We start from the raw sequence: 24,153 nt of genomic DNA, 5'->3' as shown, positions 1-24,153 counted from the left end.
ATGCTGGGACAAGGCCATCGCGCCACCTCTCTCAACGAGCTTGCCTACTCGGAGAGTTGCGCGATGGCCGCCCCATGACCAGGGGCTACGCGGAGATCGCTGTTACACCACCCGGTGGGACACCATCGCAACGGCCTAACACGGCCGGAGCCTCAAGCCGTCGGCGAAGTGAAGGAAAACAGCATCCTCGGCCGATATCGTCGCTGCTCACGAAGTGTCGGCCCCACACACGCGGGGATGTTCCTCTCTGGAGCTACATCAGGGACCGCCAGCCAGCGTCGGCCCCACGCACGGCGGGGATGTGCTCAGCCCCTTGTGGGGAATCGCCGACCACTACAAGCCAGCCCCACACGCGCGAGGATGGTCCCATCCGGCTCGTGGCCGGAGCTAAGCCGAGCGAGTCGGCCCTGCGCACGCGGGACGATTGAACTGGCCTGGTGCGAGATGTCGCTCCGCGAACGCGGGGATGGTCCCGTTGATGGTGTGCTGCCTGCCGCCGGGCATGAGTCGGCCCTGCACAAGCGGGGATGTGCCGATCGTCGTGATCCACCCATCGATCACGACGTCCTCGGTCCCGCGCACGCGGGGTGGGCTTGATTCGGTTTGACGGACATCCGCAACACCGTTGAGTTAACGACTCGGGCGGGCTGTCAAGCCGTCTTCCATGATCATGACTTGGGTGTGCAGGGTGTACCGCAGCGCGGTGGCTGGGTGCTGCCCGGCGTTGTGCGAGTACTTGCTCAAGCGGTTCTTGCGCACCCGGGCCTTGAGTCGGCGCCGCCGGGATGGGTTGAGCTGGTCCAGCACCATGCGGCCGATGGTGCCGAGGAGAGGATGGGTCCCGGGCACCGGTCCCAGCACACCGCGCGCGGTGGTCACCCGGTCGCGTGCCGCCTCGAGGAGGACCGTGAAACTGATCCTGTCCGGGTCCAGCCCATGCCGGCCGACCGCGATGTCGTCCCCCATCCTCATCAGCACCTGGTAGACCGTCAGCAGTGCATAGACCTCCTGGTCAATGTCCTCGCACCGTGCTGAGCGGAGAACCCTGCCGTCCAGAAGGCTGGACTTCAGCGCGAAGTACGATGTCTCGATCTCCCAACGCTCGTGGTAAAGCGCGATGAGTTCGGCGGCAGGCCAGCGCGAGTGGTCCAGAAGGCTGGTGGTCAGACGCCACTGCTCGCGCCGCACCATGCCGTCCTGCAGCGTGACGGTGATCCACGCTTCGATGATCCGCACCGGCATCTTGCCTTGCCGCAGTGTCGACAAGTAGGAGCCGTCGGGCAGGCGCCGGTGGATCAACGGCACACGTCGCGCGCCGGAGCGACCGAGGAACTGCGCACCATGAGCGCGGATCCCGGCGAAGACATCGAAGCTGTCAAAGCCGGCGTCCAGGAGTACCAGCATCTGCGGGTCGAGCCTGTTCATCAGCTGTCCGGCATAGTCCAACTCCGAGCGGCTGTCCGGGCCAAAGGCGGCGCCGACCACTGCGCGGCTCCCGCACTCGACCAGTGTGATCAACCGCAGCAGCGGGTAACCGAACTCGCCTTTGCCCCTGCGCTTGCGGTAGCGGGTGGCGGTCTGCTCCGACTCCGGAACGTGCAAGGTGGTTCCGTCAATGGCTACCGTACGCAGTCCGCGCCAATATGCCCCAGGGGTGCCCGGCCGGGCGACCGGACCAGCAACAGCCTCGAACAACGCCTGCAACGGCGCGGCCCCCAGTCTGCGCCGGGCGCGGCACAGCCCAGACGCGCTGGGGCACGCCAGGCCGAGACCGGACAGGCCAGCTACCAACTTCCCCCACACCGCCTGGTACGCAAACTTCTCAAACAGGGCCAGCGCCAGCACAAAATAGACGACAACCCGGGACGGGAGAAGTCGAACCCTCTTCTGGAGCGCAGCCGTCTCCTCCAACACCGCGTCAACCAGCGCGAAGTCCACGATCTGGGTGAGCTCGCCCAGGTGTCCAGGCGCGAACGCGCCCGCGGCTACCACGGTCTCCTGCGTAATGACAGACTTCTCCTGCAACGGAACCCCTTGATCAACGCTCTTGGTCGAACGCTGATCTATCGGGGTTCCGTTGCGTCCTTCAAGCCCTCTTGACAGCCCGCCCGAGTCGTTAACTCAACGGTGTTGCGGACACCCGTCAAACCGAATCAAGCTCACTTCTTCGAGGACCGCATCGCCATACACACCGAGGACGGCAGCCAGTGGTTCGGCACCCAGTTCCGCCGCCCACCGGGCGGCGCGTGGGAGCCCTTCCCGATCCGCGACCCCGAAGGCATCGACGAACGAAGGGCCGAGCTCGGCCTGAACCCGATCGCCGAGCGCACCAAGGAGATCGCCACAACCAACCCGCCGAGGGCGTGAAGGGAGCCAGAGACTTGGAGAATGACTTCTACTGCGAGCAGGTACTGAGCGGACGCACCCCGGTCCAGAAGGTGATCGAGACGGACACGGTGCTCGCGTACGAGCACACGCGACCGTCGTACCCGGTCCATCTCGTCGTCATCCCGAAGCAGCACGTCCTGTCACTCATCGACCTGGGCGACGGAGGCGATCGACTGCTGCTGGACGTGATGACCGTCGTCCGCCAGGCCGCAGCAGCGGTGAAGGACGAGCACGGAGCCTGCCGGGTCGTGACGAACATGGGCCGCTATCAGGAGAGCCAGCACTGGCACGTCCACGTACTGTCCGGCGACCCGCTGACAACCACCTGAACCGCTGCAACCTGCACCAAGAAATGATCACGGCTTCGGACGGTTCCTGATCAACGGTATCGGCCGCCACGGACGCTTGACCTTGACGCCCGTGTCAGGGTTCTAGTGTCCGAACCATGTTGAAGGAGATCGAGATGCGGATCGGAGAGCTGGCGAACCTGACCGGCGTCAGCGCCCGGTCCCTGCGCTACTACGAGCAGCAGGGCCTCCTGGCGCCCCTCCGCGCCGAGAACGGCTACCGCGTGTACGGCGAGCTGGACGCCGTGCGGGCCGCGAACATCAAGGACGCCCTCGACGCCGGCCTCACCCTGGACGAGGTCCGCCCCGCGCTGGTCAACGGTTGCCTGGACGTGCCGCTGCGCGAAATCCCTTATTGCGCTGATGAGTTGAGGCGGGCCACCGACCGGCTCGCCGCGCTGGACGACCGGATCGCCGCGCTCCAGGAGCTGCGCGGCCGGCTCGCGAAGCACATCGACGAGACCGTCACACGCCGCCCCGTGGAGGGCACGGGTTGACGGCCGTCACCGAAACGCGGGCCGGAACCTACGGTGCCGCGCCGATCAGCCGTGTCCTGCCACTGCCCCCGGGCCGCCTTCGCCGCCGGAACCGACGACATGGTCATCGCCGGCGTGCTCCCCGAGATCGCCGCCGACCTGCGGGTGAGCGAGCCGGCGGCAGGCCGGCTCGTCACTGTCTTCACGCTCGTCTTCGGCCCGGGCACACCGGCCATGCCGTCCTGACGCCTACGGCGGGCCGACGAAACCGTTGATCACGCGACCAGGCAGCCGGTCCCGAATCCGTCGGGATCATCCAAGTGACAACGAATCAAGCCGTGTTCGGCCCCAGGGGCGAGGCCATATGGACAACTACGTCTGGGCCGACTTCCCGATGTCCCCTCCCAGGCCCGCCTCGCTCGACGACGCGGCATGAGGACCGATCGAGTCCGCGTCACAACCCTGAGCACCCATGAATCCGACAGGCCCAGAACAACCATTGGACTACAAAGTGACACTTCTTGACACAGAATCAGGAACGGGAGCGCCGGATACCGGCGTGCCCGCAGGCCGGCGCCGGTGGGCGCTCGTTCTCCTTGCCGGAGCGCTGGCGCTGGACACCAGTGGAGTTGCGGTCATCAATGCCGCTTTGCCCTCCATCGGCGATGAGTACGGCATTGACGGCTCCACGCTGCAGTGGACGATGACGGCCTATTCCATTGCCTTTGCCGGGTTCCTCCTGTTCGGGGGCAGGATCGCGGACGTTCTGGGCCGCAGGAAGATCTTCGCAACGGGCGTCGCGCTCTTCGCCGCGGCCTCGCTGGGCGCCGCGCTCGCCCCGACCGTTGGGGTACTGATCGCGGCTCGTGCACTGCAGGGGATCGGTGCAGCGCTGTCCGGCCCTGCCTCGCTTGCTCTGCTCAGCCAGATCTTTCCTGAAGGACCGCAGCGGAACCGGGCGCTGGCGGTCTATGCGGCGACCGGCGGGTCCAGCTTCAGCGTCGGGCTGGTTGTCGGCGGGGCCCTCACCGACTTCCTTGGCTGGCGCTCGGTGTTCGCCGTCAGTGTCCTTGCCGGAGTTGTGATCCTGGCAAGGGTCCGGGCGCTGCTTCCTGCGGGCCGGCGCCAACCGCGCCCCCTGGATATCCCGGGCGCGATCCTGGTCACCTTGGGTATAGGCCTGGTCGTGTACGGCGTGAGCGAGGGCAGCGAAGCCGGCTGGGGGTCCGCACAGGTCCTGGCCTCACTGGTGTTGGCCGTGATCGGGCTGGCGGGCTTCGTCGTGTGGGAGAAAGGGCGTACGGAGCCACTGCTTCCGATGAGTGTCTCCCGCAGCCGCCCGGTGAGAGCCGCCTCCCTCACCGGTGCAGTCTTCTACACCGGCGCCGGTGGGCTGCTGTTCTTCTCGCCGCTGTACGCGCAAGGGATACTCGGCTACTCGCCGTTCGAGTCCGCACTGGCCGTCCTGCCCGTGGGCGTAGTCGTGATCATCAGCTCGCAGATCGCCGGACGTCTGATGTCGCCAGCGGCCTACAAGCCCCTGATGGCTGCCAGCCTGCTTCTCATCGCAATCGGCGTCACCCTGTGGGTGGGCACACCTGAGGACGGCTCGTACTGGGTGCACATGCTCCCCGGCATCGTGGTCATGAGCACCGGCCAGGGTTTGGGTTTCGGCGCCATGACGGCTGCCACGCTGGAGGGCCTGCCGCTCCACCAGCACGGAGTCGCTGGTGCGGTCAACGTGACCGCACAGCAGATCGGCAACAGCGTCGGTTTGGCGATCTTGGTTGCTGTTTCGACCGGTGTCAGCGGCGGTGCCACCGATCCAGCCGATCAGCTGTCAGGTTTCCACGCGGCATATTGGGTGGCGGGCGCCATCGGGCTCCTGGGCGGGCTGACCGTTCTGCTCACCAGGTTTCCCAGAGTGGACACCGCGCCATCAGCTTCCGAGTCCCGCGCGTAGGGCTTCCAGGAGCGTTCGAGGGCTCTCGTTCGCCGATGCGTTCGATAGCGGCGAGTGCACCCGTCGGCGGCAGCGCAGCCGGCCCCGGGACGACCGGCACCGCCGGGATCGAGGCCCCCTACCGGCGCGCCAGCCCGTGGCGGTCGGCCCAGGCGCTGATCGCCGCGGCCAGTTCCTCGGGGCGGTCCTCCGGGGAGTGGTGACCGGCGAGGCCGTGATGGGAGACTTCCAGGCCCGTGATGTTCTCCTCGCACCAGGCCACGGTCCCCTGGTCGGTCATCGCGCCCGGGCCCGGCTCGAAGGCGGCGAGCCGCTTGGGGACTTCGGGGCTGGCGGCCAGCCAGGCGTCGTAGTGCTCGACGCGGGCCACGACATCGGCGGGCTCGGCGTCCAGCGGCATCATGCGCGTCCACGCCAGCACCGGGCGGCGGCTCTGCGGGGTCGGGAAGGGACGGCGGTAGACCTCCAGGTCGGCAGGGTCGAGCGGCGTGGCGAGTGTGTCCGGGAGCCCCTCGACGAACAGCGACTTCTCCAGGATCATCTCCTCGCCCACCCCGGGGGTACGCAGCAGGGTGAACAACTCCCGGCCCGCCGCCGGGAACTCGTCGCCGACCAGCGGCTTGATGATCGTCTCGGTGAAGGCGAGGCCGCGGACGCGGCCCGGGAGACGGGCGGCGCGGTCGAAGGCGAGCGCGCCGCCCCAGTCATGGCCGACGAGGACCGCCTCGGCAAGGCCGAGAGCGTCGAACCAGGCATCGAGGTAGCGAGCGTGGTCGTCGAAGGAGTAGGCCAGGTCGGGCTTGCCGGAGTCCCCCATGCCGATCAGGTCGGGGGCCAGCAGGCGGCGGCCGGGCGCGGCCACCCCCGGCAGGACGTTCCGCCACAGGTGGGAGGAGGTGGGGTTGCCGTGCAGGAAGACGAACGGCAGCCCGTCGGGGTCGCCGGACTCGCGGTAGTAGAGGGCGGAGTCGAGGACGGGGAGGGTGGGCATCGCGGTGTCACTTCGCTTTCCGTACGGGGGATTCAGAGGTTGAGGCTCAGGACGCGGTCGACGGCGATCTCGATGACGACCAGGTCCAGCGGGGCGGGCGGGGCCGCGCGGTAGCGGGCGGTGTAGCGGCGGACGGCCTCGGCCAGGCGCTCGGGGTCGTCGGTGACGGCGGCCCGGCCTTCGAGGGTGACCCAGCGGAAGCCGTCCGTCTGGCAGAGCGCGACACGGGCCGCCGGGCCGCCCGCGGCCACGTTCCGGGTCTTGCGGGCCCCCGCCCGGGTGGTCACCCGGGCCAGGACCGAGGCCGGGTCGAAGGTGAAGCGGACGGGGGTGACGTGCGGGGTGCGGTCGGGGCGCAGGGTGGTGAGGGTGGCCGTGCGGGGGCGGGTGAGGAACGCCCGCGTGCCGGCCGGGAGTTCGACCGTCGCCCGGCTCACTTCTTCTTCACGCCCTCGTTCCAGATCAGCTTGGCGATGTTCGGCTTCACGGCCGTGGTGATGACGCCCATGGCCGTGCGGACATATCGCCGCTCCTCCAGCTCGCGCAGCATGCTCGCGGCCAGGTCGGCACGGGCGGTGAAGACGCCGTCGGCGCTGGTCTCGGCGGTACGGTAGGCCGTGACGGCGGGGTGGTCGAAGAGGCCGGAGGGCCGGACGAGGGTCCAGTCGAGGTCCGTCCGACGGATCAGGGCCTCCATGCGGCGCATGTCCTCGTGGAGAGTGCGGCCGAGGCGTCGGTTCACCAGCGGGTCGAGCACATGGTTGAACAAGTGCGCGCCGGTGGGGCGCCAGTGCGGGTCGGCGATGCTGGAGCTGACGGCGAGCAGCCGCTTGACGCCGTGACGGGCCATGGCCCCGGTGATAGCCATGGCGCTCGCCGAGTACGTGGTGATGGTCTCCTTGCTGAAGCGCGCGCCCAGCGCGGAGAGGACGGCGTCGGCGCCGTCGATCGCGGTGTCGACGGCTGCCGGGTCGGTGGCGTCGGCGACGGCCACAGTGAGGCCGGGCCGCTCGGCGAGGGAGCCGGCGCGGCGGGTTACGGCGACGACCTCGTGGCCGGCCGCGAGAGCCTGGTCGGTAAGGCGGCGGCCGGTCGGTCCGTTGGCGCCGAAGACTGCGATACGCATGATGTCGGGTCATCCCTTCGTGTGGTTCGCGGAACGCCCTTGACTGTGCCGATCATGAAACGCAAGGCTCAACACTGATGAATAACGACGCCCCTGCCCCCGCCCGCCCCCGAGGCCGCCCCCGAGGCAACCCACCGACCCGCGAGTCGATCATCTCGGCAGCTCGTGCGCTGTTCCTGGAACGCGGCTACCGGCGCACCACCCTGCGCGCGGTGGCCGGGGCCGCCGGGGTCGACCCGGCGCTGATCGCGTACCACTTCGGCTCGAAAAAGGGCCTGTTCGCGGACGTGATGCAGTTCCAGTGTGCCAACGCGCTGGCGGTGGACGACGTCCTAGGCGGCAACCCGGCTACCCTCCCCGACCGCCTGATCGACGCGGTGACGGATCTGTGGGAGGACGCCGACTTCCGACAGCTCACCGTCCAGGGCGACGAGGCCGCCGAGGTGATCCGTGAATACCTGGAACACGAGCTGCTGGCCCGGCTTGTTGAATTTCTCGGCGGCCGGGACGCGACCGCCCGCGCCACGGCCGTGGTGACGATCCTCGGCGGCCTCATCTACACCCGCTACCTCAACCCCCTCCCCACCCCCGCCACCCTCACCCCGTCCGAGACCCGCCACATCCTCACCCCGGCGCTGCGCGCGGCACTGGCCCCGAGGCCGCGCACCACGGCAACCACCAGCTCAGGCCTTCGGAACTGACCAGCCTCCGCTGGAGGCGCCGTCCGGCATTGACCACCCCAGCGCCTCCAGCGCCGCTACCTACAGGGACAGCTGGCGGTACCTACCGTCGCCCCCGCCCGAAGCCGTGAAGGGTCAGAAGCTTTCACGCCTCTACAGCAGCCCGCGGATGACGGCGAGGACCATCCCCACCTGCGCGAGGCCGACCCATATGGCTTCAGGACCTCGTCGCCCTGGTCCGCACCGGAACTCGCTTCGACTGCGGACGCCTCGCGGAACGTCCGCAGCCTTCCGCAGCGTGAACACCCCAGCCAGCCGCGGCCCTTGGCCTTTCGAAGGCGGGGCCTATCACTGCCCGGCCCGGAAGCACACTGCCCGCAGCAGTGATCTTCATCGTGGTGACCGGGCCGGAGCAGACATAGGGTGCCGCGCCATGAACAGCGAGACAGCCGACGAGCAGTTGCAGGCCATGGCCAGCACCGCCGGATACGACGAGGCGGCCGAGGCCCTGGCCGAGCAGTACGAGAGTGTGACCTTCGCCGAGGTGCACCGCGAGGTGCTGCACCTGTTCCCCTCCGGGCCGAGCTCGGTCCTGGACATCGGGGCGGGCAGCGGACGCGACGCGGCGGCGCTGGCATCCCGGGGACACCGGGTCGTCGCCGTCGAACCCACCGCCGAACTGCGCTCGCTGGGCCGGCGCCTCCATGCCGACCAGGAGATCGAATGGGTCGACGACGCGCTGCCCGAGCTGCCGGTGCTGACCGCACAAGGGCGCCGCTTCGACCTGATCCTGCTGACCGCGGTCTGGATGCACCTCGACGAACCACAGCGGGCCTCGGCCATGGCCCGCTTGGCCGGCCTGCTCGAAGCCGGGGGCCAGGTCATCATCTCCCTGCGCCATGGCCCCGTCCCGGCGGGCCGCCGCATGTTCCCCGTCTCTGCCGAGGAGACCACCGGCCTCGCCCACAGGCACGGCCTGGACGTCGTCCACCACGCCCAGCGCGAGGACCCGCACGGCCGCCCGGGAGTGGCCTGGACCTACCTCGGCCTCCAACCCGGTGCGGGCGGCGGCACTTCCCCATGACCGGGTCAGCTCTCTATGCTGCGGCAATGATCAAGCCGGTTGAACTCGTCATATTCGACTGCGACGGCGTGCTGGTCGACAGCGAACGCATCGCCGTCCGTGTTGCGGTCGCGCTCGGTGCCGAGCTGGGCTGGCCGCTCACCGCGGACGAGGTCATCGAGCGGTTCATCGGCCGCTCCAGTGCCTCCATCCGCGAACTGATCGCCGCCCGGCTCGGTGAGGAGACGGCCGCGCTGTGGTGTGAGCGGTTCGAAGAGCTCCACCGCGAGGCGGTGGACGCGGGGCTGACCCCCGTGGAGGGACTCCCCGAGGCTCTTGATGCGATCACCCTGCCGACGTGCGTCGCCTCCAGCGGCTCGCACGACAAGATGCGGCATACCCTCGGCCGCACCGACCTCTACGACCGCTTTGCGGGCCGCATCTACAGCGCCACCGAAGTCGCCCGCGGCAAGCCCGCTCCCGACCTGTTCCTGTACGCCGCACAGCAGATGGGCGTCGACCCGGCCGCCTGCGTGGTCGTCGAGGACAGCCGGCCCGGCGTCGAGGCCGCCCGCGCCGCGGGCATACGGGCCTTCGGCTACGCCGGCGGACTGACCCCGGCCGAACGGCTCGAAGGCCCCGGCACCACCGTCTTCCACGACATGCGCAAACTCCCCACCCTCATCGCCGAGCAATAACCAGCGCCTGCCCCGCGTCCACGAGCATCTCGCGTATGACCATCTGGGGGTACAAACATCTGGGTTCCAGGCCGAGCTCGACGGGAGAGTTCGGCAGCTGTCCGCCACACCGCTTGATGAACTCCCGCCAGCGGGCCACGACTTCGTGGTCGTCATCGACCCGGTCCGCCTCCGTCCGCTCGATCTCGCATAAGAGATCGTCTCGTTTGGTTCTCCGGGCAGCTTGGTGGGTGCCTGCGGCTGTCGTGCCGGGCGGGGCTACATGCTGCGGCCCGGGCCGCTCCACGGCCCTGGCCGTTCGTCGGCGGTCATCGGGAGTCGGCACAGTTGTACCGGGCCGGGGTAGAAGACGGAGGTGTTGGGGCCGGCCACCGTGCCCAGCCGCCTTCGCCGTCTTCAACCAGGAGCCAGGGGGCCGTGTCGTCCGCAGCGATGAGGAAGATTGTCTCGCCCCGGTCGGTGCCGGCGATCGGCCATAGTCCGTTGCGGGTGCCGAAGCTCAACTCCGTGAGTCCGAACAGCAGGCGAGGGTCCTCGTCCGGGTCGAGGTCTCCCCAGGACACCTCGTACCAGGCATGGACCGTGTCCCGTATGTCCTGGCCCAGGTTCCAGCGTTCAGTCGCGGGGTGGTGCAGGTACAGGTGGCCGTTGAGCTGGATGGGAGCGTATGCATCCACGAGGGCCTGGTAGTCGGACGGCAGCGGATGCCGAGTTCGGCGTGGAGCTGGTCCCAGGCAGCGGGGTCCGTGTAGCGGTTCCGGGCCGGTCCGAGCGGAACAACTCCTTGCCCGGAGCAAACTGATGGCCCTCGCTAAGCCATGCTCGACTGTGCATGCTTGCGAATCCTGCCAGGTTCACCCGTAGGGCCTGCCCGGCGGATCATGCCAAGCGGCCCACCGGCGCTGAACCGCTGTAGCGACCCGCCGGACAGAGAGCTAGGCGAAGCAGGTTGGGCCCGCCGATAAATGCCTCGACATCGGTCGCGGTGACCGGGGACGCTTCGCGTGATGACCAGAATCGACGACACACCACCCGCGTGGGACGAGCGCACCCAGCTCACCACCTTTCTCGACTACACCCGTGACACCGCCCGCACCAAGTGCGACGGCGTCTCCGCGGAGAACGCCCGCAAGGCACTCCTGCCGGGCTCACCGCTGATGACCATGAGCGGAGTGATCAACCACCTGCGCTGGGTCGAGTACTACTGGTTCCAGGTGGTCTTCCTCGGCGAGGAAGACCGGGGCCCCTGGACCGAGGAGGACCCCGACCGCGAGATGCGTATCGCCGTCGACTTCCCGCTCACGCAGTTGCTCGACGAATACGCCGAACAAAGCGCCCGCTACCGCGCACTGGTCACCGGGAACAGCCTGGACGACCAGGCCCAGCGAACCGTCCGCAACGGCCTCCACGTCGACCTGCGCTGGATCCTCCTCCACCTCACCGAGGAGACAGCCCGCCACAACGGCCACCTGGACATCCTGCGCGAGATACTCGACGGCACCACCGGCGACTAGAACAGATACAGCGCGACAGCCAGCACCTCGAACGAGCCCTGCAGCTCTTTCCGCACGATTTGACTCACGAGCCTTGTACGGGACGGGGAACCGCTCGAAGAAAGGACCATCCCCGCATACGCGGGACAGACGTCTTCACATCCCAGATGCTTCGGACCAGCTCGGGACCACCCCCGCGTGTGCAGGGCCGACTGGCAGTTGGCTGAGTAGGTGACAGTGGTGAACGTTTGTCGTCGGCTGCGGAGAACACCGGCTTGGTCGAGAGCGGCGGGATGTTGCCGAGTCCCAGGAGCATCAGTGCGACGCAGGGGTGGTGACAGGCACCGACCATATGCCAGCCCTCATGCATCCGACGGGCTGTATGTCGTACCTGAGTTCTAGAGTCTTGTGTATGTCCCGGCACACACCTGACCGACCTGTCGATGTGGAGGACCTCTTTCCTGAGTTGCTCCCCTTCCGTCGTGAGTCTGTCCGCCTGCACCCACGTCCTGGTTCTCCGACCTGCGAGGACAGTTCCGTAGGGGGCCCTCTGCTCTGGCCTGCCGCGGAACCGTGGCCGGTGTGCCGGGAAGAGCACTACGACACGGACACCACGAGCCGGCCGGAACCCGCAGTGGCCATGGTTCCCATTGTCCAGATCCGTCGTGCCGACGCGCCCGGCGTGCCCTTCCCCGAGGGCACAGACCTGCTGCAGGTCTTGTGGTGCCCTTACGCCCACGGCGAGTTCTGCTACCCCCTGCCCCAGGTCCACTGGCGGGACTCCCGCGCCATCCGCGACGTACTGCCAACCCCGGCACCGGTGGATGGCCTTCCCGAAGACTGGTACCCGGCTCGCTGTGCAGTTCACCCCGAGCAGGTGACCGAGTACCCGAGTGGGACCTTTCCGACGAGGTCTACGACGTGCTCAGAGACCGCTTCGACACACTGCTCGCCGAAACCGGACTGCGGTACTCCCGCCACCTCGCGGAGGCGCCAGGGATCAAGCTGGGCGGCTACCCGGGGTGGACCCAGGAACCGGTATGGCCCGACTGCGAAGGGTGCGGCAACAGGATGGAGCACCTCCTGACCGTGTCCAGCTGGGAATTCGACGGCGAGTCCTGGCGCACGTGGCTTCCCGAAGAGGATCGGGCCGACGAAAACGAATCGGGCGGCCGGCGATGGAAGGCCGACGCCCATAATCCCGCCGGACTGTGCCTCGGCGACGCCGGAGGCGTCTACATCTTCGAGTGCCACACCTGCCCCGAGCGCCCCATCGGGCACTGGTTCGATTGCTCGTGACCACTGGGCACCCCGTGCCCGCCGCCAGCACTATTAGGGAGAGGTCTTCGGCGACGACGCCTGTCGTAACCTCGATGATCGACCGCCTGGTCCATCACGCCGAGGTCATCAGCCTCCGCGGCGACAGCTAGCGCATACGCGCGGACGCGACCTCGGACGCGTCCCACCATCGGGCAATGACAACGACTCAGGAAGTTGAACAGCCGGCCCGCGAGGGAAGACCCCATTCGTCTCGGCGATGGCGACGACGCTGCTCACGACAGCTTTGGCCGGGGATATCCGGCTATTGGGTGTGTCCGATAGGTCAGTGCGGGCCCATCGGACACACCCCAGGGCAGTGTCTCTCAGCTGCCGCGGCGCACCCGGGCCGCCTTGCGGGCCTCGGCGAGCACACGGGCCTCGTTGGCCTTGCGGGATTTGCCGCCGGTGCGGCGGGAGGTGTCCTTGCTGGTACCCAGGCCGCGGAAAGGGGCGTTGCTGTTCTTGGGCCGGGGTACGGCGGGCCCGCCGTCAAGCGGGGTGCCGGAGGGGGCCTTGGCCCCGGTGATCCGGCTCAGCTCCGCCTCGCCCGAGCGCACCTTGGTGGTCTTCGGCTCGATGCCAGCCTCAGCCATCAGCCGGCTCATGTCGCGGCGCTGGCCTGACAGCACCAGCGTGACGACGCTGCCGGACTCACCGGCCCGGGCGGTGCGGCCTGCGCGGTGCAGATAGTCCTTGGGGTCGGTGGGCGGGTCGACGTTGACCACGAGGTCGAGGTCGTCGACGTGCAGGCCACGGGCCGCGACGTTGGTCGCCACCAAGACGGTGACCTGGCCGTTCTTGAACTGTGCAAGGGTCCGTGTGCGCTGCGGCTGGGATTTGCCGCTGTGCAGAGCCGCGGCGTGTACGCCGCTGGCCCGCAGATGCCGGGTGAGCTGGTCGACGGCGTGCTTGGTGTCCAGGAACAGCAGTACGCGGCCGTCGCGGGCGGCGATCTCCGTGGTGACGGCGTACCGGTCGGGGCCGTGGACGACCAGCACATGGTGGTCCATCGTCGTGACCGCGCCCGCGGACGGGTCGACCGAGTGGACGACGGGGTCGTGGAGGTAGCGGCGGACCAGGTCGTCGACGTCGCGGTCCAGGGTGGCCGAGAACAACATCCGCTGGCCGTCGGGGTGCACCTGGTCGAGCACCTCGGTGACTTGCGGCAGGAAGCCCATGTCGCACATCTGGTCGGCTTCGTCGAGGACGGTGATCCGTACCCGTCCCAGGCGACAAGCCCTGCGCTCGATGAGGTCGTGCAGGCGGCCGGGGGTGGCGACGACGACCTCGGCCCCATCCCGCAGCGCAGCGGTCTGCCGGCCGATCGACATACCGCCGACGACCGCAGCCATCCGCAGCCGGAGCGCGTCGGCGTACGGCGCGAGCGCCTCGGTGACCTGTTGGGCCAGCTCCCGGGTGGGCACCAGGATCAGGGCGAGGGGCTGCTTCGGCTCTGCGCGCCGCCCGGCCGTCCGCGCGAGCAGCGGCAGGCCGAAGGCGAGCGTCTTGCCTGATCCAGTGCGCCCGCGCCCCAGGACATCGCGTCCCGCGAGGGCGTTGGGCAGCGTGGCCGCCTGGATCGGGAAGGGCTTGCGCATACCGAGCTCGGTGAGCGTTCGCAGCATCACGGCCGGCAGTTCCAGGTCGGCGAAGGAGGCGACCGGGGGCGTGAGGGTCACCGGCCGGGCGAGGTCGCCGTGCGAGGTGTTGGGGCGGTCCAGGTGGTTCATGAAGAGCCTTCCGCATGGGGAACGTACCGAGGAAGGCCCGGCAGGAGTGAGCAACCGACGAACGATGGGAACGGGACGGGCAGAATCGCCAGCCGTCACAGTCGCGCAAACGTTTGATGCTAACACACAGTGACAGTTCGGCCCGGTGCTGTGGTGCTGATCTCTCATCCTTCGTCGGTGACGCGACACAGGCTGAGAGTCGTTCCGACGTGCCTAGCCGAGCTCCCTGTCAAGGCGTAGTCATCACGGGAGACGGAACTGCGATCAGAACCATTTCCACGAAGCCTCATCGGCGGTTGGCTGGCGCGATGATTTGAGGCACTGTTCCCGTATTTGAACGAGCGGCTGTGCGACATCCCGTGGGTTCCACTGAGCTCCGCTGAGTCCCTGGCCTCATGGCCAGGGACTTCTTCCTCCTTCGGGTGCTCTGTGGCTTTGTGACGCACTTTCGGGATTCTTGAAGTGTCCTCGCCTCATCCGACCGATCCACAGTCGGGCCGAAGGCGAGGAGGCTCGGTTTGGCGGCGCTGGCGGTCGTACGGGACTTACGTGAGCACTGGGCGCCCGCGTCGGCGGAGGAGCTGGAGCGGTTCGAGACCGACGCGTTGTCCGGGTTCGTCCGCGCGCGGGCCTCGGCGGGCCTGGCGGACGGCACCATCCGCCGGGGCGTCGGACACCTGGAGGCCGCTGTGGGATATGGAGCCCGCCGACGCCGACGCGTACTCCGGGAAGGTGCTGCGGAACTCGCCCAGCGACACCCGGCCGGCCCGCTCACAGACCCTGACGATGTACTCCATGTTCCTGGAGCTTCGGCACAAGGCCGGCCTGCATCAGATGACCGGCCGGGTGGCCGAGTGCCCGATCGACGAGATGAACCGGCCGCGCGGAGCCAAGGAGGCCCGGCTGCGGATCCCACCGACGGAGCCGGAGATCGGGCTGCTCACCAACCAGCTGACCGCGCTGGAGACCGGCCCGTTCAGCGGCTGGTGGATCAAGCACGAACTTCACGGCCAGGACGCCGCCTTGGAACGGCCTCTGGAAGCCGACCCCGCGACTTCACGACGAACCCACGGATCCACCCCCTGACATCGGGGCATTGAACCCTCGGGATCCCGCCCAACAGCATTCAGTTTTCGCGAACTCACAGGGGCCGAGAGGTTCAGCGGGTGGGTACGACGAACTCGGGCTGGTCGAGCAGGCGCAGCCAGCTTCCGTCAGGCTGGCGCCGAGCGACCTGCGCCCGGGCGCCGGCCCCGTCTTTTGGCGGGGTCGAGGTGAGTGCGATCTCGCCGCTGATCAGCGTCGGCAGCGGTTGTTCCGGCTCGAATCGGGGACGGTTGGCCAGCACTTGTTCCCACAGCGCGCGGATCGCCTCCCGCCCCACCGTCTGGCCGCCGGGCGGGTAAGCCATCACCGCGTCCTCTTCATAGAGTGCGGCGACCCCGGCCGCGTCACCAGCGTTGGATCGTTCGACGAACAAGCGGGTGATGTCTTCCGGCCGCATGGCCTTCTCGTACTTCGGCATGGGTTCCTCCTGGTCTTGGGCTTCAGCGCTTCCTAGCGTGGTCGTCCGCTGATCAGAAGTCCAACAGATGGATCTACTAGAAGCTAGAATCTGCAGTCATGGAGCTGAGGCAGCTGGAATACTTCGTCGCAGTCGCCGAAGAGAAGAACTTCACCCGGGCAGCCGAGCGGGTGCACATCAGCCAGTCCGGCATCAGCGCCCAGATCCGCCAACTGGAACGTGAACTCGGTGCCGAGCTGTTTGACCGGTCGGCGCGCACCGCCACCCTTACTGTCGCGGGAAAGGCCGCGCTCGAACACGCCCGCGCCGCGCTCGCCGCAGCCGGGGCGGTCGGCCAAGCTGTGGGTGAGGTCACCGATCTGATCCGCGGTCGGCTCACGGTCGGGATGGTCATCGGCTGCACGCTCACGCCGCTGTTCGACGCCCTCGCCGCGTTCCACCGGGCGCATCCCGGTGTGGAGATCTCACTGCTGGAGGACAACTCCGACCGGCTCGTTGAGGGGGTGCGCGCCGGCACCATCGACCTGGCTCTCATCGGGACCTGCAACCGCCACCCCGACGGGCTGGACGCGCTGACAATCATCAGCGAGCGGCTCGTCGCAGCGGTTCCCGCAGGGCACCCCTTGGCGAAACAGCGGCGGGTCACTCTGCGCGACCTGACCGCGTACCCGATCGTGTGTATGCCACCCGGTACCGGCCTGCGCACCGTATTCGACCGTGCTTGCGCCGCACAGAGCCTCCAACCCACGATCGCGCTGCAAGCCAGCGCCGCGGATGCCATTGCCGACCTCGCCGCCCGCGGGCTTGCCGTCGCCATCCTCAGCAACTCGATGGCCGCGAGTTACCGCGACCGGCTCACCGCACGCACCATCGATGACGTCGAAACACCAGCATTGCTCGCCCTGATCTGGAGGAGCACACACAGCCCCTCGGTGCGTGAGTTGCTCGTGCACAGCCGGCAAGCATTCACCGAGCCCGACCACACGTAGCGCGGGACTTACTTGGGCTGCGCCAGTAGAAATCGACTCCGCGGCTTCACCACGAACCCACGGGTCTACGCCCCAGAATCCGGGCACCAGACCCTCGGGTTCCCGCCGAACAGCCTTCAGTTTTCACGAATTCGCGGGCATCAGGGCCCTGTACTCCTGAAGCTGCCGCGAAGCGACAAGTGGGGCGCTTCCCCGGAGCGGTGAGTGTCGAGCAGCGACTGCACAATGGCGCCACGTGCGCGGTCTCGGCCCGCGGGCTCAGGCGAGGGCGGTGGTCAGCAAGGCGAAGGCGGTGATGATGACGGCGACGCGGACGTAGTGGAAGCGGTCCCAGCGGTTCATCTGCTGCTTCCAGTCGGCGGGCAGGCCGTCGGAGGTCCACGTCTTGACCCGGTTGTTGATCGGGACGAGTAGTAGGAGCGACATGACCACGCTGAGGATCAGCAGCGCGGCGGCGGTGACGACGAGGCCGGCGCCGTTGTGGTGCCGGCCGGCGATGGCCCAGACCACGCTGAGGGTGAGCGAGCCGATGTACCAGAACGGCATCACGGCGCCGAGCATCCGGGCCCCGTGAGTGCGGCCACGCAGGCCGTTGTCGCCGGGGAGGCCGTTGAGGATCGGGTTGATGACGAAGGCGACGGAAAACTCCACCCCCACCATCACGCCGACGACCACGGTGGTGATGACCTCGAGTGCGTTGAGCATGATGGCCCCTCCCAAATTCTAGCGTTGCTAGATGTCGAGGCAACGCTAGCTTTCTGTCGCTCGTTTGTATAGCGCTGCTAGGGTCGACTCATGTCGGTACAGGAACGCAAGGTGCGTGAACGGGCGAGCCGCGAGCGCCTCATCGTGGCGACAGCCCGTGAACTCGCCGAGCAGCAGGGCTGGGACGCGGTCACCACCCGCCGGCTTGCTGAGCGCATCGAATACAGCCAGCCCGTCCTCTACAGCCATTTCCGCGGCAAGCGCGAGATCATCGGCGCCGTCGCCCTCGAGGGCGCCGTCGAAATGGCCGCGGTACTGCGGGCCGTGGCCTCCGCTGCGGATGGCCCGCGCGCCAGGGTCACCGCCATCGCTCGCGCCTACCTCGACTTCGCCAAGCGCAACCCGGCAGTCTACGACGCCGTGTTCCAGCTCGACGGTGGCCTGGCGTTCGCGAACGAGGACACCCCGGAGCCGCTGAAGGACGCCTTCGCCGCCCTGTTGGAGAGCCTCGGCGAGGTCGCCGGGGACGGCGTCCACCCGGCGCTGTTCACCGAGGTGTTCTGGGCGGCTCTGCATGGGCTGGCGACCCTGACCCGGGCAGGACGACTGCCGCCGGGGGACGCCGAGCGGAGGGTAGAGCTGCTGGTGGACCGGCTCGTCATGGCCTGACGCACCGTCCGGGCAGGTGGCCGACACGAGTGCTCGGCTTCCCCCAGATCACTCACCCCACGTACCGGGTCACATGGCCCTAGGCTGCTCGCTCCTGGAGTCATGGCGGCGATCCCGGGTTCTCGCTCAGCTCTTGCCCTGCCCGGCCTCCTCCGGGCGTTCGGCCATCAGCTGTCAGGCCGCGTCCAGGGCCCGTACCCGCCCGGCTAGATGTTGTCGGCCCCGCGCATACAGGGATAGTCCCGGTGGACCATGGTCCAACGGGCATACGTCCACCGAACGCGTCAAGAACATCACCGAAGCCAAGCCGTGAAAGCCACGAGGAGAGCAACACCGTTGTGTTAGCTGGTGACGCTGCACGTAAAGGGGGTGAAGGCGCGAGTTGGACTCCTGTGGATCATCTTGCTGCCAAAGGACTCAGCGCTCGGTGTCGCGGATGCGTTCGAGTTCGGCGGCGTTGTCCAGGGCCTCGGCGAGGCGTTCGCGGTCGGTGTCATCCAGCGTGGTCGCGCGCACGCGGGCCAGCAGGGTGTCCGCAGTCTCGCCGTCGCGCAGTGCGACGGCGAGTTCGGCCCGGTAGACCAGTGCCTCCACGAGGTCCACGGTGCTCACCGCGTCCTCGCGGGCCAGCGCGGAGTCCAGAATCCGTGCGGCCTGCCGGTGGTCGCCGCGGGAGTCACCGAGCACGACCGCGCTCTGCAGCGCCTTTCCCAGCCGGCTGATGCCGGGATCGGCGTCACTGGAGTCCCGCACCTGGAAGATGCGGATCCAGTTGCCGCCCGGGTCGACGAGGCTGAACCCGGACAGGTTGTCCACGTTCTTCAGCTTGCGCGGCCGGGTCATCCGCGGAATGCCGGACACGAGCAGCTTTCCGTGCACCGCACGCATTCCCTCGGCGAACTCCTGGTACAGCTCGCCGGTGTCCTGCACGTACACCAGGCAGGATCCGTACGACTGCTCGGGATCGAAGTCCGGCATGCCGAAGAAGTGCAGCTGAAGATCCCCGCGCCGCAGCGCGACGTACGGGTTCGGGCGCTGTTGCCGGTAGGTGACCTCGAAGTCGAGCATCCGGTAGAAGTCGGCGATCTCATCGATCGAGCCGCACGGCAGCAGCGGAACGGTTACCTCGTTCGCCACGCACTCCCCCATTCACGAGCGTCCAGCGAGCACCGCACATTCTCAAGCCGCGCGACGACTGTCAACCGGCTATGGTGGACCAACCCCCGTGGTTTTTGACGGATGTTGATGTTGCCAAGGGCTCCGTTCGTAAAGTCTCGAAGTTGAAGGGTACGCCTCGGACGAGGGGCGCGCCCCCTGTGGTGGTGTCACTTCTGAAGTGGGCGGGTCCTTTCCGTTTTGGCCGGGACGGTATGGATCCCGGTCGTGGGCTGGCCGGTCCCGCACACGCAGGGATAGTTCCTGGGGGCACATCCGAGCGTCGACAATTCCTGAACACCAACAACACCTCGAACCGTGCATTCGACGCCCGCGCACCCCGCAAACCCACACGCGCCACCCAACGCCGGCACGTCGCCATCACGAAGACCTCAACCGCCGCCGGTCCCGCCGCAGTCCAGCACGGAAACCGAGCCGCCCGCCCCAGCGCCATCTCCGCGCCACAACCAGCCTCCATCAGGCGCACCACCGTACACGCCACGTCCACGCACACCGGGCCACGAGCCGGCATCGCCCAATCCACCAACCAAGCACGCCCACCATCAACAAGCAGGTTGTGCGGGTTCGTATCCGTATGCAGCAACCCGTCGCCAAGCAGCAACTCCCGCTCCTCCCTAGTGACGAGACCGCCCAACTCCCGGCCCGCAAAAGCCGGAAGCGCCACAGCAGCCGACGCAGACAGGCCCTGGGCGAGCCGGGAGCCTTCGGCAAGACCACGCCACCGGCCGCAACTACTGAACGGCAGCGAGCCGGCCGACAACCCCCAAGCCGCATCCGGCTCTATCCCGCACACCCCGTCACCAGTACAAACGACCGGCCATGCCCTGGCAGGAACCGCAAGCACCCACCACTCTTCGAACAATGGGGGCAAACCAGGAACGACCTGACGAGGAAGGCATCACCACGCACCGGCCAGCCACTACGGCCTGCCCCGAGTGCGGCCGGCCACAAGACCTGCGGCAAACCGGCAACGGCCGCTGGATCCTCCTCGAACCCGAACCGCAACCAGCCGACCACGTACCTGAAGGCCGGCAATGGATCGAAGCGGCGGGCGAACGGGTCACCAACCGGATCGAACCCGAACCGCCAACATCCAGCAAGTGCCGGATCGCCCACCGAGTCGTCTGCAGCCAACGGGAGTTCTCCGAGAATTGGGCGCCCATCCTCACGGCGCTGTGGCTGCATAACCGCGCCCGCGACGGGCTGCCCTACGAATGACCGACCCGCGGCCGACAACTCGCGTCACCTGGCCGCCGGCGCTCACCTGACGCCCAACTCCGCCCGGGGCACCGCCGACACCGGCACACCCTCATCCGGGCGAGCCTCCCCCATTGACGCGACGTCTCTGCCTTGCCTGAACGGCACCCCGGACCGGTTGCTAGGCTCCGCAGGTGAGTCTGCCGACGATCAACGAGATACGCGCACTGCACAAGAAGTACGCCCCCACCCAAGAAGCGCTCGACCTCGTCTACACCCACTGCGAGATCATCCACCGCATCACCGAGCAGCTCATGGCAGGCACCAAGCACGGTATCGACGTCGGCCTCGTGCGAGCCGGAGCTCTGCTGCACGACATCGGCGTCTACCGCCTCTACGACGACGCAGGACACTTCGACCACAAGAACTACATCCGCCACGGCATACTCGGACACGACATCCTCCGTCGCGAGGGGCTCCCAGAACACCTCAGCCGCTTCTGCTCCTGCCACACCGGCGTCGGCCTCACCAAGAACGACATCCACACACAGCAACTGCCGCTGCCCGCAGCCGACTACCTCGCCGAAACCCCTGAAGAACGCCTCGTGATGTACGCCGACAAATTCCACAGCAAGACCACGCCCCCAGCCTTCCTCTCCGTCGCCTCATACGCTGCCTACGTGCAGAGATTCGGAAACGACAAGGTCACCGCGTTCAATGCCCTACGGGACGAATTCGGCGACCCCGACCTCACACCACTCACCAACTACTACGGCCACGCCCGGAGATGACCCCCACCTGGCCGTACCCATCGCCAATCCACGTCCCCTGCAACACGGCACGAACGAGCCCTCAGCCGCTATCGAGGAAGCACCCCCGCACAGACGAGTCCAACGCAAAGACACTGTCCGGCCTGAATCTCTGCGGCGAGGACGGGCAGGCAGAGGATCAGAGATTGGTGAACTTCTCGCCCTTCGCGTCCTGGAGGGTATGGTCCACACAGACCGCGAAAATGATCAGCAACAGTGCCTCCCGATCGTCGAAGACGTCGACCGAGTAGGCGTCGCGGATGGTGAACCAGCGCCTGGAGACATGGGCCAGCGTGGTGCCCTCGTGCCGGATGTCGAACTCCCGGTCCCAGAAGTTGCCGTCCACCCGCAGCCGCCGCCCGTCCCGGAGGACGACCTTGAAGCGGTCGCCGAAGAGGTTGAAGGCGCGCTTGCTGATCCATCCCACCTGCTCGCCGTCCTGCTCGATCAGGATCGTGTGGTGGAGAGTGAAGAACTTCTTCACGATGGCCGCCACCTGCCGGCCTTCGGTGTCCACGAAGTGGAACGTCGGGCGGAACCGGAAGAACTTCCGGTCGACCCTGAACAGCTTCTGCCGGTGCTCGGTCTCGACCCACGCCTCCTCGTGAAAGGCGAGCATCCGGTCACGTACCAGGTAACGCATTGAACTACCCCCGTCGGATCAGCCTGCGTCGCAGCGTAGCTGTTGTTGCCGAGTGCTCCGGGCACTCGGGGTCCACCGGACAGCTCACCGGCACGGATTCCTGCCCGCGCCGGTGAGCTGACGCACTGCGGCGGGGAACTGAGCTCCGGCTTGACTCTCGACCGGCGCATCTCCCTCAAGAGGGCTAAATTGGTGGAAAGCGCATGCGAGAGGAGGGGCGATATGTCCTCGAAACGGCGCCGCAAGAAAAAGAAGGCTCGTATGAAGGGCGCCAATCACGGCAGGCGGCCACAGTGCTGAACGCCAGCCGGCGCCGCCCGGTGATGTCCGGGAGGACTGCCGGGACAGCGGGTCCGTCGGACCACTCCCCGTCGGCTCCTGGCCACGGCCGTAGAGATCGACGGGTGGCGGACGCAGGACATGCTGGAGGTGTGTGACGGCGTCCAGGTCCTCACGTCGTCCGCCGCCCGCGCTCCTCGGCGCGGTGGCGTGGCGGCTCTGTGTGATGTGCAAGCAGAGCAAGCACCGCCAGTCGCACGGTATTTCAAAGGTCAGCGACGGTTCTGGAGCCAATAGACGAGCAGACTGACCGCACCGGTGCCAGCGCCGTAACAGATGCCACGCAGAACGTGCCCGAGAGCGGTCGCGCCGTGGTCGGCGACATGGCGGGTCAAGTGATGTGATGCCTTGCGGAGTTGCTGCAGGGGCTGGGTCGGGCGGCTATCGTGCATGGTGGATGTCCTTCTTCGGGGATGTCGTGTGAGGAGCCCTGTGCGACGCGTGGCCTGGGAACCGGAGTCGCAGTGAGGGCTCCTTGCTGTGTGCCGGGGGTGGTTCAGTGACGGTAGAAGTGCCGTAGCCGGTCGGCCAGGCGCCGGTCGGGGCGGCGGACGATGATGCACTGGCCGGTGCCGTCGTCGGCGAGCCGGTCGACCTCCATCTCCAGGCTCCCGGGAGGAGAGCAGGCCCGGGAGCCGTGGTCGTGCACGTAGCGGGCTATGCCCTCCACGCTCTCGACGAAGTCTTCGTTCAGCTGGTCGCCCGCCGACACCGGGGCGTGGACCACCTGGTGACGCCAGTGGGCCGCCTCACGGGACTCACCGAGGGAGAGGTGGTGGAGGTAGAGGCAGTAGTCGCCCACGCGGTGACCGGCCCCGGCAGCCAGCTGCCACCAGAACTGGGCGGATTCCGGATGCTCCGTCAGGTACAGCAGGCAGGCGAAGACCATCGCGCCCTCGACGTCGAGATTGTCCTCCTCGACGAGGGCATCCGGACTGTCCGGGCGGTCCTGGGCAAGGCAGTCGACATGATGGGCCGCGCCAGGCTGATTGAGGATCCGCCGGGCGACGACCAGCAGGCGCTGGCGGGCAAGGGCCGCGCGGCGCATGTCCGGGCCCGGGGCGGCCTGGGCGGCGTCAGCGGCCAAGCGGCGCAAGGCTGCGCCGACGTCGAAGCCGCGCGCCGGGGGAACCGGCACTGCGGCATCCGCCAGAAGCTCGTCGATGGTCGAGGTCACTGTTGTCCTTCCCACTTCTTCCTCGGTTTGTCAGCGGGCAGCCCCAGCCGGACCCGCAGGCGTTCCTTGGCGCGGCGGCCGTGGTAGTCGACGGTGCGCGGGTCCAGGCCCATGAAGCGGGCGATGCGGTTGGTGGGGAAGCCGAGCAGGTACTTGAGCACGATGACGGTGAACTGGCGGGTGGGCAGCTCGAGGATCGCTTCGTACAGGCCGGTGGCGCCGTCGGCGAGTTCCATCTGGCTGCGGACCGCACGCAGGGTCTGCGCTATGGGGCCGGATATCACGAACGCGGGCGGTCGCCCCTCACGGTCGAGTTCCTCCCGCACACGCCGGCTGAGGACGGCCAGGGCGCGCTGTTCCAGGTCCGTTTCCTGCAGCAGGTCCTCCCAGCCGGCCAGGACCTCCAGGAACGCCTTGTGGACCACCTCCTCGGCCTCGTGCCGGTTGCCGAGGTGGAGTTCGGCGAAGGCGTGGAAGAACTCCTGGTGTCCCAGGTAGTACGCCTCGAAGTCCAGCGGCAGCAGCAGCGGTTCGTCCAGCGGCTGTGGCCGTCCGGGAACTGGGGCTCCAAAGGGCTCCACTAGGTGCTCGTCGTTGGTCATCGTGTCCCTGTCGCGTGTCGGGGGCCTGAGCGACCCGGCCGGAGGGG

The 24,153-nt window shown here is 67.9% G+C and carries 30 protein-coding genes; 15 read left to right on the top strand and 15 right to left on the bottom strand.

The features are described from left to right. Positions 1-630 precede the first annotated feature (630 nt). Positions 631-2,025 carry an IS4 family transposase gene (locus ACV530_RS29815; RefSeq protein WP_494335761.1) on the bottom strand — a complete coding sequence of 465 codons (1,395 nt, stop codon included), beginning with the start codon at positions 2,023-2,025 and terminating at the stop codon, positions 631-633. Positions 2,026-2,130: 105 nt separating this feature from the next. On the opposite strand from ACV530_RS29815, the gene ACV530_RS29810 reads away from it, so the two are divergent. The 5 genes from ACV530_RS29810 to ACV530_RS29790 all read left to right on the top strand — a co-directional run bounded on the left by ACV530_RS29810 (position 2,131) and on the right by ACV530_RS29790 (position 5,174). After that, complete coding sequence (locus ACV530_RS29810) at positions 2,131-2,367, top strand: hypothetical protein (RefSeq protein WP_494335760.1); 237 nt, start codon at positions 2,131-2,133, stop codon at positions 2,365-2,367. A 14-nt stretch (positions 2,368-2,381) separates the two neighbouring features. Continuing rightward, positions 2,382-2,717, top strand: a complete 336-nt coding sequence (locus ACV530_RS29805) for an HIT domain-containing protein (protein WP_494335759.1) — start codon at positions 2,382-2,384, stop codon at positions 2,715-2,717. Between the two features lie 116 nt (positions 2,718-2,833). Then, entirely contained in the window at positions 2,834-3,232 is a 399-nt protein-coding gene (locus tag ACV530_RS29800) for a MerR family transcriptional regulator (protein WP_494335758.1), read from the top strand. A gap of 33 nt (positions 3,233-3,265) precedes the next feature. After that, positions 3,266-3,457: a hypothetical protein gene (locus tag ACV530_RS29795; RefSeq protein ID WP_494335757.1), complete on the top strand. Its 192-nt coding sequence runs from the start codon at positions 3,266-3,268 to the stop codon at positions 3,455-3,457. Between the two features lie 226 nt (positions 3,458-3,683). Then, positions 3,684-5,174 carry an MFS transporter gene (locus ACV530_RS29790; protein WP_494335756.1) on the top strand — a complete coding sequence of 497 codons (1,491 nt, stop codon included), beginning with the start codon at positions 3,684-3,686 and terminating at the stop codon, positions 5,172-5,174. A gap of 118 nt (positions 5,175-5,292) precedes the next feature. Here the strand turns inward: ACV530_RS29790 and ACV530_RS29785 are convergent, their stop codons facing one another. From ACV530_RS29785 to ACV530_RS29775, 3 genes are read right to left on the bottom strand one after another with little or no spacing between them, the layout of a single operon-like run. Beyond that, the gene (locus ACV530_RS29785) at positions 5,293-6,201 is read right to left on the bottom strand and encodes a haloalkane dehalogenase (RefSeq protein WP_494335763.1); all 909 of its coding nucleotides are present in this window, start codon (positions 6,199-6,201) and stop codon (positions 5,293-5,295) included. Further along, entirely contained in the window at positions 6,198-6,602 is a 405-nt protein-coding gene (locus ACV530_RS29780; RefSeq protein WP_494335755.1) for a pyridoxamine 5'-phosphate oxidase family protein, read from the bottom strand. Before ACV530_RS29780 ends, ACV530_RS29785 begins: the two co-directional genes overlap by 4 nt. Next, entirely contained in the window at positions 6,599-7,291 is a 693-nt protein-coding gene (locus ACV530_RS29775; RefSeq protein ID WP_494335754.1) for an NAD(P)-dependent oxidoreductase, read from the bottom strand. The genes ACV530_RS29780 and ACV530_RS29775 overlap by 4 nt, the downstream gene beginning before the upstream one ends. Before the next feature lie 77 nt (positions 7,292-7,368). Between ACV530_RS29775 and ACV530_RS29770 the strand changes: the two genes are divergently transcribed. From ACV530_RS29770 to ACV530_RS29760, 3 genes are all read left to right on the top strand, one after another. Further along, the gene (locus ACV530_RS29770) at positions 7,369-7,992 is read left to right on the top strand and encodes a TetR/AcrR family transcriptional regulator (protein ID WP_494335753.1); all 624 of its coding nucleotides are present in this window, start codon (positions 7,369-7,371) and stop codon (positions 7,990-7,992) included. Between the two features lie 412 nt (positions 7,993-8,404). Further along, positions 8,405-9,055, top strand: coding sequence for a class I SAM-dependent methyltransferase (locus tag ACV530_RS29765; protein ID WP_494335752.1), 651 nt, complete (start codon positions 8,405-8,407; stop codon positions 9,053-9,055). 26 nt (positions 9,056-9,081) lie between these two features. Next, positions 9,082-9,732, top strand: coding sequence for an HAD family hydrolase (locus ACV530_RS29760; protein ID WP_494335751.1), 651 nt, complete (start codon positions 9,082-9,084; stop codon positions 9,730-9,732). A gap of 308 nt (positions 9,733-10,040) precedes the next feature. On the opposite strand, the gene ACV530_RS29755 is transcribed toward ACV530_RS29760, so the two are convergent. Beyond that, positions 10,041-10,409 (bottom strand): hypothetical protein, encoded by a 369-nt coding sequence (locus ACV530_RS29755; RefSeq protein WP_494335750.1) that lies wholly within the window; start codon positions 10,407-10,409, stop codon positions 10,041-10,043. A 330-nt stretch (positions 10,410-10,739) separates the two neighbouring features. Between ACV530_RS29755 and ACV530_RS29750 the strand changes: the two genes are divergently transcribed. Both ACV530_RS29750 and ACV530_RS29745 read left to right on the top strand, forming a co-directional pair. Beyond that, positions 10,740-11,246, top strand: a complete 507-nt coding sequence (locus tag ACV530_RS29750) for a DinB family protein (protein WP_494335749.1) — start codon at positions 10,740-10,742, stop codon at positions 11,244-11,246. A gap of 900 nt (positions 11,247-12,146) precedes the next feature. Continuing rightward, a complete protein-coding gene (locus ACV530_RS29745) occupies positions 12,147-12,524 on the top strand; it encodes a hypothetical protein (RefSeq protein WP_494335748.1) in 378 nt (125 codons plus the stop codon). Between the two features lie 344 nt (positions 12,525-12,868). Here the strand turns inward: ACV530_RS29745 and ACV530_RS29740 are convergent, their stop codons facing one another. Continuing rightward, positions 12,869-14,275 (bottom strand): DEAD/DEAH box helicase, encoded by a 1,407-nt coding sequence (locus ACV530_RS29740; protein ID WP_494335747.1) that lies wholly within the window; start codon positions 14,273-14,275, stop codon positions 12,869-12,871. A 545-nt stretch (positions 14,276-14,820) separates the two neighbouring features. Further along, positions 14,821-15,072: a hypothetical protein gene (locus ACV530_RS29735; RefSeq protein WP_494335746.1), complete on the bottom strand. Its 252-nt coding sequence runs from the start codon at positions 15,070-15,072 to the stop codon at positions 14,821-14,823. Between ACV530_RS29735 and ACV530_RS29730 the strand changes: the two genes are divergently transcribed. Continuing rightward, positions 15,071-15,361, top strand: a complete 291-nt coding sequence (locus ACV530_RS29730; RefSeq protein ID WP_494335745.1) for a hypothetical protein — start codon at positions 15,071-15,073, stop codon at positions 15,359-15,361. The two genes, ACV530_RS29735 and ACV530_RS29730, sit on opposite strands and share 2 nt — an antisense overlap. A gap of 73 nt (positions 15,362-15,434) precedes the next feature. Here ACV530_RS29730 and ACV530_RS29725 read toward each other — a convergent pair whose 3' ends face one another. Then, positions 15,435-15,800: a YybH family protein gene (locus ACV530_RS29725; protein ID WP_494335744.1), complete on the bottom strand. Its 366-nt coding sequence runs from the start codon at positions 15,798-15,800 to the stop codon at positions 15,435-15,437. 98 nt (positions 15,801-15,898) lie between these two features. Here ACV530_RS29725 and ACV530_RS29720 point away from each other — a divergent pair, with 98 nt between their 5' ends. Beyond that, a complete protein-coding gene (locus ACV530_RS29720) occupies positions 15,899-16,789 on the top strand; it encodes a LysR family transcriptional regulator (RefSeq protein ID WP_494335743.1) in 891 nt (296 codons plus the stop codon). Positions 16,790-17,047: 258 nt separating this feature from the next. On the opposite strand, the gene ACV530_RS29715 is transcribed toward ACV530_RS29720, so the two are convergent. Further along, positions 17,048-17,494 (bottom strand): anthrone oxygenase family protein, encoded by a 447-nt coding sequence (locus ACV530_RS29715; RefSeq protein WP_494335742.1) that lies wholly within the window; start codon positions 17,492-17,494, stop codon positions 17,048-17,050. A 90-nt stretch (positions 17,495-17,584) separates the two neighbouring features. Here ACV530_RS29715 and ACV530_RS29710 point away from each other — a divergent pair, with 90 nt between their 5' ends. Then, entirely contained in the window at positions 17,585-18,163 is a 579-nt protein-coding gene (locus ACV530_RS29710; protein WP_494335741.1) for a TetR/AcrR family transcriptional regulator, read from the top strand. 417 nt (positions 18,164-18,580) lie between these two features. On the opposite strand, the gene ACV530_RS29705 is transcribed toward ACV530_RS29710, so the two are convergent. Further along, positions 18,581-19,300: a DUF8817 family protein gene (locus ACV530_RS29705; RefSeq protein WP_494335740.1), complete on the bottom strand. Its 720-nt coding sequence runs from the start codon at positions 19,298-19,300 to the stop codon at positions 18,581-18,583. A 61-nt stretch (positions 19,301-19,361) separates the two neighbouring features. Beyond that, positions 19,362-20,003: a phosphotransferase family protein gene (locus ACV530_RS29700; RefSeq protein WP_494335739.1), complete on the bottom strand. Its 642-nt coding sequence runs from the start codon at positions 20,001-20,003 to the stop codon at positions 19,362-19,364. A 197-nt stretch (positions 20,004-20,200) separates the two neighbouring features. On the opposite strand from ACV530_RS29700, the gene ACV530_RS29695 reads away from it, so the two are divergent. Continuing rightward, entirely contained in the window at positions 20,201-20,557 is a 357-nt protein-coding gene (locus ACV530_RS29695; RefSeq protein WP_494335738.1) for a DUF6083 domain-containing protein, read from the top strand. Between the two features lie 173 nt (positions 20,558-20,730). Further along, positions 20,731-21,327 carry an HDIG domain-containing metalloprotein gene (locus ACV530_RS29690; RefSeq protein WP_494335737.1) on the top strand — a complete coding sequence of 199 codons (597 nt, stop codon included), beginning with the start codon at positions 20,731-20,733 and terminating at the stop codon, positions 21,325-21,327. 157 nt (positions 21,328-21,484) lie between these two features. Here the strand turns inward: ACV530_RS29690 and ACV530_RS29685 are convergent, their stop codons facing one another. The 4 genes from ACV530_RS29685 to ACV530_RS29670 form a co-directional block, all read right to left on the bottom strand. Further along, on the bottom strand, positions 21,485-21,988 hold the full coding sequence (locus ACV530_RS29685) for an LURP-one-related/scramblase family protein (RefSeq protein WP_494335736.1): 504 nt from the start codon (positions 21,986-21,988) through the stop codon (positions 21,485-21,487). A 551-nt stretch (positions 21,989-22,539) separates the two neighbouring features. Next, positions 22,540-22,719, bottom strand: a complete 180-nt coding sequence (locus ACV530_RS29680) for a hypothetical protein (protein WP_494335735.1) — start codon at positions 22,717-22,719, stop codon at positions 22,540-22,542. A gap of 104 nt (positions 22,720-22,823) precedes the next feature. Continuing rightward, positions 22,824-23,504, bottom strand: coding sequence for a hypothetical protein (locus ACV530_RS29675; RefSeq protein ID WP_494335734.1), 681 nt, complete (start codon positions 23,502-23,504; stop codon positions 22,824-22,826). Further along, positions 23,501-24,106, bottom strand: coding sequence for a sigma-70 family RNA polymerase sigma factor (locus ACV530_RS29670; protein ID WP_494335733.1), 606 nt, complete (start codon positions 24,104-24,106; stop codon positions 23,501-23,503). Before ACV530_RS29670 ends, ACV530_RS29675 begins: the two co-directional genes overlap by 4 nt. Positions 24,107-24,153 lie beyond the last annotated feature (47 nt).

It is taken from the genome of Streptomyces sp. SX-6 (assembly GCF_059089585.1).
Note: the sequence above shows the minus strand (reverse complement) of the source record. Positions and strands in the feature narration are given on the sequence as shown.

Bases quoted from the DNA above. Each gene is read 5' to 3' on its own strand.
- ACV530_RS29800 (WP_494335758.1), top strand. From the start codon at position 2,834: ATGTTGAAGGAGATCGAGATGCGGATCGGAGAGCTGGCGAACCTGACC.
- ACV530_RS29790 (WP_494335756.1), top strand. From the start codon at position 3,684: ATGAATCCGACAGGCCCAGAACAACCATTGGACTACAAAGTGACACTT.
- ACV530_RS29775 (WP_494335754.1), bottom strand. From the start codon at position 7,291: ATGCGTATCGCAGTCTTCGGCGCCAACGGACCGACCGGCCGCCGCCTT.
- ACV530_RS29770 (WP_494335753.1), top strand. From the start codon at position 7,369: ATGAATAACGACGCCCCTGCCCCCGCCCGCCCCCGAGGCCGCCCCCGA.
- ACV530_RS29765 (WP_494335752.1), top strand. From the start codon at position 8,405: ATGAACAGCGAGACAGCCGACGAGCAGTTGCAGGCCATGGCCAGCACC.
- ACV530_RS29760 (WP_494335751.1), top strand. From the start codon at position 9,082: ATGATCAAGCCGGTTGAACTCGTCATATTCGACTGCGACGGCGTGCTG.
- ACV530_RS29750 (WP_494335749.1), top strand. From the start codon at position 10,740: ATGACCAGAATCGACGACACACCACCCGCGTGGGACGAGCGCACCCAG.
- ACV530_RS29740 (WP_494335747.1), bottom strand. From the start codon at position 14,275: ATGAACCACCTGGACCGCCCCAACACCTCGCACGGCGACCTCGCCCGG.
- ACV530_RS29730 (WP_494335745.1), top strand. From the start codon at position 15,071: ATGTTCCTGGAGCTTCGGCACAAGGCCGGCCTGCATCAGATGACCGGC.
- ACV530_RS29735 (WP_494335746.1), bottom strand. From the start codon at position 15,072: ATGGAGTACATCGTCAGGGTCTGTGAGCGGGCCGGCCGGGTGTCGCTG.
- ACV530_RS29725 (WP_494335744.1), bottom strand. From the start codon at position 15,800: ATGCCGAAGTACGAGAAGGCCATGCGGCCGGAAGACATCACCCGCTTG.
- ACV530_RS29720 (WP_494335743.1), top strand. From the start codon at position 15,899: ATGGAGCTGAGGCAGCTGGAATACTTCGTCGCAGTCGCCGAAGAGAAG.
- ACV530_RS29715 (WP_494335742.1), bottom strand. From the start codon at position 17,494: ATGCTCAACGCACTCGAGGTCATCACCACCGTGGTCGTCGGCGTGATG.
- ACV530_RS29710 (WP_494335741.1), top strand. From the start codon at position 17,585: ATGTCGGTACAGGAACGCAAGGTGCGTGAACGGGCGAGCCGCGAGCGC.
- ACV530_RS29695 (WP_494335738.1), top strand. From the start codon at position 20,201: ATGGGGGCAAACCAGGAACGACCTGACGAGGAAGGCATCACCACGCAC.
- ACV530_RS29685 (WP_494335736.1), bottom strand. From the start codon at position 21,988: ATGCGTTACCTGGTACGTGACCGGATGCTCGCCTTTCACGAGGAGGCG.
- ACV530_RS29680 (WP_494335735.1), bottom strand. From the start codon at position 22,719: ATGCACGATAGCCGCCCGACCCAGCCCCTGCAGCAACTCCGCAAGGCA.
- ACV530_RS29670 (WP_494335733.1), bottom strand. From the start codon at position 24,106: ATGACCAACGACGAGCACCTAGTGGAGCCCTTTGGAGCCCCAGTTCCC.